Origin of the sequence: Paranoxybacillus vitaminiphilus (assembly GCF_003259935.1) — a bacterium.
Classification (GTDB): Bacteria; Bacillota; Bacilli; order Bacillales; family Anoxybacillaceae; genus Paranoxybacillus; species Paranoxybacillus vitaminiphilus.
In genome coordinates, this window is the sequence record NZ_QLMH01000039.1 from 1 (window position 1) to 6248 (window position 6248).

4 protein-coding genes are annotated in these 6248 nt (G+C 31.3%); all 4 read left to right on the forward strand.

The window, feature by feature from the left end:
* A partial coding sequence (locus B0I26_RS17750; RefSeq protein ID WP_111646663.1) for an IS256 family transposase occupies window positions 1–735 on the forward strand: 735 nt, incomplete at its 5' end.
* A gap of 1009 nt (window positions 736–1744) precedes the next feature.
* Window positions 1745–2044, forward strand: a complete 300-nt coding sequence (locus B0I26_RS17755) for a hypothetical protein (RefSeq protein WP_111646664.1) — start codon at window positions 1745–1747, stop codon at window positions 2042–2044.
* A 470-nt stretch (window positions 2045–2514) separates the two neighbouring features.
* On the forward strand, window positions 2515–5094 hold the full coding sequence (locus B0I26_RS17760) for a UvrD-helicase domain-containing protein (protein WP_111646665.1): 2580 nt from the start codon (window positions 2515–2517) through the stop codon (window positions 5092–5094).
* Window positions 5095–5103: 9 nt separating this feature from the next.
* Window positions 5104–5826: a coiled-coil domain-containing protein gene (locus B0I26_RS17765; RefSeq protein ID WP_111646666.1), complete on the forward strand. Its 723-nt coding sequence runs from the start codon at window positions 5104–5106 to the stop codon at window positions 5824–5826.
* Window positions 5827–6248: the final 422 nt, after the last annotated feature.

Genomic DNA, 6248 nt, shown 5'->3' on the forward strand with positions numbered 1-6248 from the left:
CTATCCAAACGTTATTCTGTCTTATATTTGGACGGCTTGTACGTGAAACTTCGCCGCGATACGGTAGAGAAAGAAGTCATTTATGTGGTGTTAGGAGTGAATGAAGAAGGGTATCGAGAAATTCTGGATTTCTTCGTGGGAGGACAAGAAAGCGCCTATGGATGGCGGGAGATTCTCCAACAGCTCTACAAAAGAGGCGTCAAGGAAGTGCTTCTGGGCGTATTCGATGGACTACCGGGGTTGGAGGAAGCCTTTAAGGCAGTTTATCCGAAAGCCGATGTACAGCGTTGTGTCGTTCACAAAGTACGTAATACCTTAAATCGTGTTCGGAAAAAAGATCAATTTGAAGTGGCAGAGGATCTCAAACTGATTTATCGTGCACCGAATAAGGAGATGGCGTTACAGATGTTTCAACAGTTTGAGTCGAAATGGTCAAGCAAGTATCCGAGAGAAGTTCAATCTTGGGCCAATGAGTTGGATGTCCTCCTTACATTTATGGATTATCCAAGCAGTATTCGAAGTGTGATTTATACGACGAACGCCATTGAACGAACGATCAAGGAGATTCGGAAACGTCTCAAGCCGATGAACAGTTTGAGTAGTTTAGAAGCAGCTGAAAAAGTCGTGTATTTGACCATCCAAGATTTTAATGAGAAATGGGCAGGACGAAAGTTACGAGGATTTTCCGAAGCTCATGAAGCCCTTCAACGAATGTTTGAAGAACGTTACAATTAACCAAATAATGTAAATAAATGAGCTAAGGGGATTCTCCCTTTCCACACAGGAGACTGAATATTCAGTCTCCTGTGTGGAAGAAACAGCCCCCTCTCTATTCTAAATCCATTTCAGAGATGCCCTATCTATCTTACATTACACAAAATTCTTGACGGTACCATAAACTTTGATAATTCGTATAAAAAAATGATAATTGTAGCGAAAAAATAAAATGAGTTAATTTATATAAATATTAGCACGTGCGTTCTTATTTGTCTAGTTGAAAGACATAAAATTATAAAACCTATCAAATAATTAAAATATGCTGTTATTAAATCCAGAAAAGGGATACGACCCAAGAGAACAAGTTAAACTTTATTTCGGTTGATGGTCAGTGAACATTTATTTTGAAGAATTCCTAGATGAAGCATTCCGTACAAGTGGAGCTTTTTATTTCAAATTTGTAATAGTGACTGTTCCCCATATGAATTTGGATACACGATAAGGTTGGGTTTTTTCATCCAAGTGACCTAAATAAGATAGGTGTCTGAAATACATAGAATAGCAAAAGCATGTAATACAGATATTTAAAGAATGATCAGGATTGGTAAATAACGCATTAAGGGAAAGGTTAAGCAGTATAAACTCAATGCGAATCTTACCTTGCAATGAATAAATGCTGTTTTCAAAAGCAAAAAATATTTTTACCTCTCTTAAAAATATATACAATTTATAGGACAAAATAGGTTCCATACATTCGTCTGAAATCTATTTTGTCCACAGTCTGAGACTAGCTCTAATGACTAGTCTTAATTTTTATGATTGAACCACAGTTAAAACTACAAAATTTATTCTTACAAATGTTCGATTGGAACAAGAATAATGAATTTGTATGAAATTAGGAGTATTCTGGAGTTTTTTCTATAACCGTTATAGGAAATGAATAGTGAAAAACCACTATTTTGGTGTTTTACAGATCAATTTAGTTCGGAGTATGATGACTTCATAATATAGGGTTGAGGTGATTGTAATGAACAAAGAGCCACTTTATCAAGAATGGGGTCATAAATTAATCCCATCTAGCTACGGTGAACTAAACGGAAAGAAACGTTATTACCGTGTGTTTTATGGGACAGTTCATTGGCACACAGCTGATCCAGAGAACATTCATAAGGCTTGTACCGTATTTGTTCAATATGGAGCAACTGAGGATTTTGAACAAGCAAGAAGAAAAGGAGAAATAAGAGAGAATTACCCATGTCATATTATTGAACAAGATATGGACTCCGTTATGGCTGCTATGAAGGAATTAAGGGAGCGGAGATATTAAGAGGGTTAAAAACTACAACAAGGAAGTAACAATTTTAATAAGAATATTCAATCACCCCTTATTACACCGTTCTGATACTTGAACGGTGTTTCCTTTATTAGTAAGATTTCAACTCTAAATACATTCTTGAAATTTTAGACACATATCCCTTTTATTTCTAGAGGAACGAATTCATTTTTTATTTGTTATCGTGGATTCAAGTTTAACATTTTTACAATCAAGCTCAAATGTCGAAATTTGTTGTTAAAATATAACGAGAAAGCCATTTTTTTGTATTAATATGTAAGTGTAAGAGATATCTCATATCAAAGAGGACTAATCAAAAACAAAGAAATATTACTGCAAGAAATGTTTATAAGGATGCACATACGGTTTTTAAGTATAACAAAAAGAATGTACTAACGGAATCGTGAATTCGATTTTAAATGTTAATATTAGTAAATATTTACGAAGTGAATTGAGGTGAAAAATTGAAGGTATTAGCACTTGATAAATTTTATAAATCTGTTCCAAAAGAAAAAGAACAGCGTGTTAAACAAAAAGTTATCTCTTTGGTTCAGGAGTTGGAAAAAAACGGATTTGATTTTGAAAGGTTACCTAACGGATTTGGATTGAGAAAAGTAGAAACTGTGAATAAACCTATTTATAAATTTAAAGTGGATAGCAGTGATCGCATTTTATGTTCAATGGGCGGAAAGTTTTATTCTAATATTCGAGAGGAATATATAAATTGTCTAGTTTTACTAGAATATTGTAGCCATGACTCACAAATCAGAATTGCAAAAGATAGGGAGTTTACTAAACAGGGAATTCAGGAATATGAAAAGGATACAGTAATTGTAGTAACAGATACTAACAATGAGGAAAAATCAATTGATTTGTCTCTTACCAATTCAACACCAATTATTATAGATAAGAATCGAATTAACGAAATATTTGGGGAAGAAGGGCGTTTTTATTACTTAGACGATATTCAAGATGAGTGTGTTCAATCATATGGTAAAGGTCAGTTTGTTCTTGGAACAGCTGGAAGTGGAAAAACAACAATAGGAGTATACAAACTAATAGGCTATCTTCAAAATAATAATAAGCCAGATTTAAATATATGTTATTTTACATTTTCGAAAAAATTAAAAGAACAAGCTGAAAAATTATTTAAAGATTTAGCAATCAAACTTTTTGATTTAAAACAAGGTGATTTTAAAGGAAAAGTACATTTTTTTACGTTAGAAGATTATTTAGAACAAATAACTGAAAATCAATTTAAATTAGTTTCTTATGCAAAATTTAGAGAATGGTATAGTCAACAACAAGGTAATAAGTTTGATCCTCTTGCGCTATGGAAAGAGAAGAGAGGAATCATTCAAGGAATTATAGGGGCAAATTGGCAATACGAGATTGAATTACCTGTTAAAGATTTTAATCAAGATATACTGCAGTTATTGAATCATCATCAATATATTACTTTCTCAACAAATAAAAAAATGTTTTCTCTTCGCAAGGAATTGAATACGATTTGTAATTTTTTAAATAAAGAAGTTGGTGAATCTGCTACATTTAGAGAGAAAATTATTAAATTATACAACCACACAATTACTAACAAAAAGCAACTAAACGAACAAGAATATTACAAATTAAATGAAAGTTATTCATCATTTACACAAGAGGAGCGAAAAAAGGTTTTTTCAATTTTTAAAAAGTACGAGACCTATTTAAACTCTTTAAAAAGACAAGGTTTTTGTGAAGAAGGGGATTTAGTTAGACGTGCATTAGCAAAAAGCAGTCCCCAATATGATTATATGGTCATTGATGAAGTTCAGGATTTTACAGAAATCCAAATCTACTATCTTTGCCAATTACTAAAAAATAAAACAAATATTTTTGTATGTGGCGATTTTCACCAAACAATTAACCCAACATTTTTTAATGTCGGCAGAATTGAAAGCATCTTCAAGTTCTTGGGGGGAATTGAAAATTTTGAAAAAGTAACTTTCAAAAGAAATTATCGTTCTAGCAGGGATATTGTAGAGCTTGCAAACAACGTAGCAAGTGTACGGAAAAAATTAATGCCTAGTAAATCAGATTTTGAATATACTGAGGTGCCAACAAGGGACTATACTAGAAAACCTTATTTATTTCGAGGGCCAAAAGAAGCTTTATTGAAATTTGTAAAAGATAAAAGTTATGTCTTAATAGTAGTTGCGAATGATTTTTACAAGAAAGAACTTCTACAGTCTTTTCCAAGTCTAAAATCACGTGTATTAACTGTATCTGAAATAAAAGGAATCGAGCGGAAATATATTATTACATATAATATTATTTCAGCTTTTAAAGAGCAATGGGAGGAAATATTTCAGCCAAAAAAGCTACATTCAGAAGTATATAGATATTATTTTAATGTACTGTATGTCGCCATCACACGCGCTAGAGATATATTAGGCATGATTGAAGACGATCCGTGTGAAGACCTGCTTAAAACTATCGAAAACAAAATAGAGATTATCACCAAATTCGATATTGATTTATTGGGATTACGTGAAAATTCAACATTAGATCAATTATATAATGAGGCGAAAAAATTTGAAGAAGATGAGCTGTTCGAAAATGCAATTGCAGCCTATAGAAATTTAATGGAAAAAAATGAACCATCATTAACTTTATTAGCACAAAAAGGAATTCAACGATGCCAAATAAAAATGGAGTACCAATTAACAAAAGACTATTCTAGTTGTGGAAACAAGTTGTTTGATTTAGAAGAATATGAGGAAGCTATCTATTACTTGCGCAAAGGTAAAGATGCATATAAATTACTAAAAGCTATTTTATTACAATCAGGATCTGATGAGCAATTTGATTTATATGAAGAAATGAAGCGATTTAATACCGATCCTTTAAAAGTATTAATAGAAGTAAATGATGAACATTTATTGAAAATGTTATTGAATAAAGTAATTCATGCATTCAACCATAATCTTAATGAATTGGTTGAAAACTCCGAGAAAACGAAGAAGTTACTCAAAACACTTACAGTCAAAAAACAAAGGAGATAGATAAGAAATATGGGTGCAACTGATAATAAGTCTCTTGATTTACTTCTCAAAAAATTCAATGAGATTTTAAAAAATACGGAGAATTTAAATGCTGTAATATCAAACTTTTCATCAGTTACCGAATACTTTAACGAAATATTAATTGATATAGATGAAAAATTTTCTATAACAGAAATTAACAATTTATCAAATGAGGCCATCAGTAAACTAAATGAAATAAAATCGTTTAATGAATACCAACTCATTGAACGATTACAAGATATTATTAGCGAAAGCATCTCAGAACATTTGAAGGTTTTTAAAGAGGAAATAGAAAATGTCATTGGAAAGAATCAAAACAGTAACCAAAAAATTGAGAATCAATTAAAAAAAATAAATACTTTACTTAATTCAATAAATATTTTATTAAACTCAACTAACATATCTGAAAAAGGGAATTTAAGCGATAAAAAACATGGAGACATGATGGTGATTCTACAAAGAATTGAGAATGATATGAAGTCTTTAGTTCAACCATTTATTCCAAATCATAATGAAGAAATTGTAAAACTAAGAAAAATGGTTTTAAGTCTTAATACAAAACTTAAAAGGCTAGAGGAAGACTACGAAGAAAGAATTTTAATACTAGAAAATGAAGTTGTCCAACTTAAAAGTGAAAAGGAACAGATACTTGCCCAGCTTGATGTGACTGCACATCCAATAGATATTTCGGATGATGATTTACCTTTTTAGAATTGAATGAATTATTACCAAGAGATAAAACAGTATTTGAATCAAAAAATCCTAGAAAATCTAAAAATCGTAGAAATATTACCATGGCGGTAACAGTCGATAACAAATATAATATTGAATTTCTCATACTCCCTTACTAAGAAGATTCTGAAATAGCTATATAAGGTGAACTACTACAGCAAATAAAAGGGAAAAGCATATAGAAGAGCCTATATCTAATAAGTTAAGACTCTCCGAGAAGGCAAGATATCTAAGCTTGCTACACGAATTTTAGATTTTTTAGCATAAAAACTAATCTAAATCACTCGGCTAAAAATAATTTACCTAACCCGTGGTGCTAGATAAAATCAAACAAGCATAAAAATAGCCCTTGCATGAAGGATCTCCTTTAAAATGAAAGTGCTACCAAACATTTAAAAGGA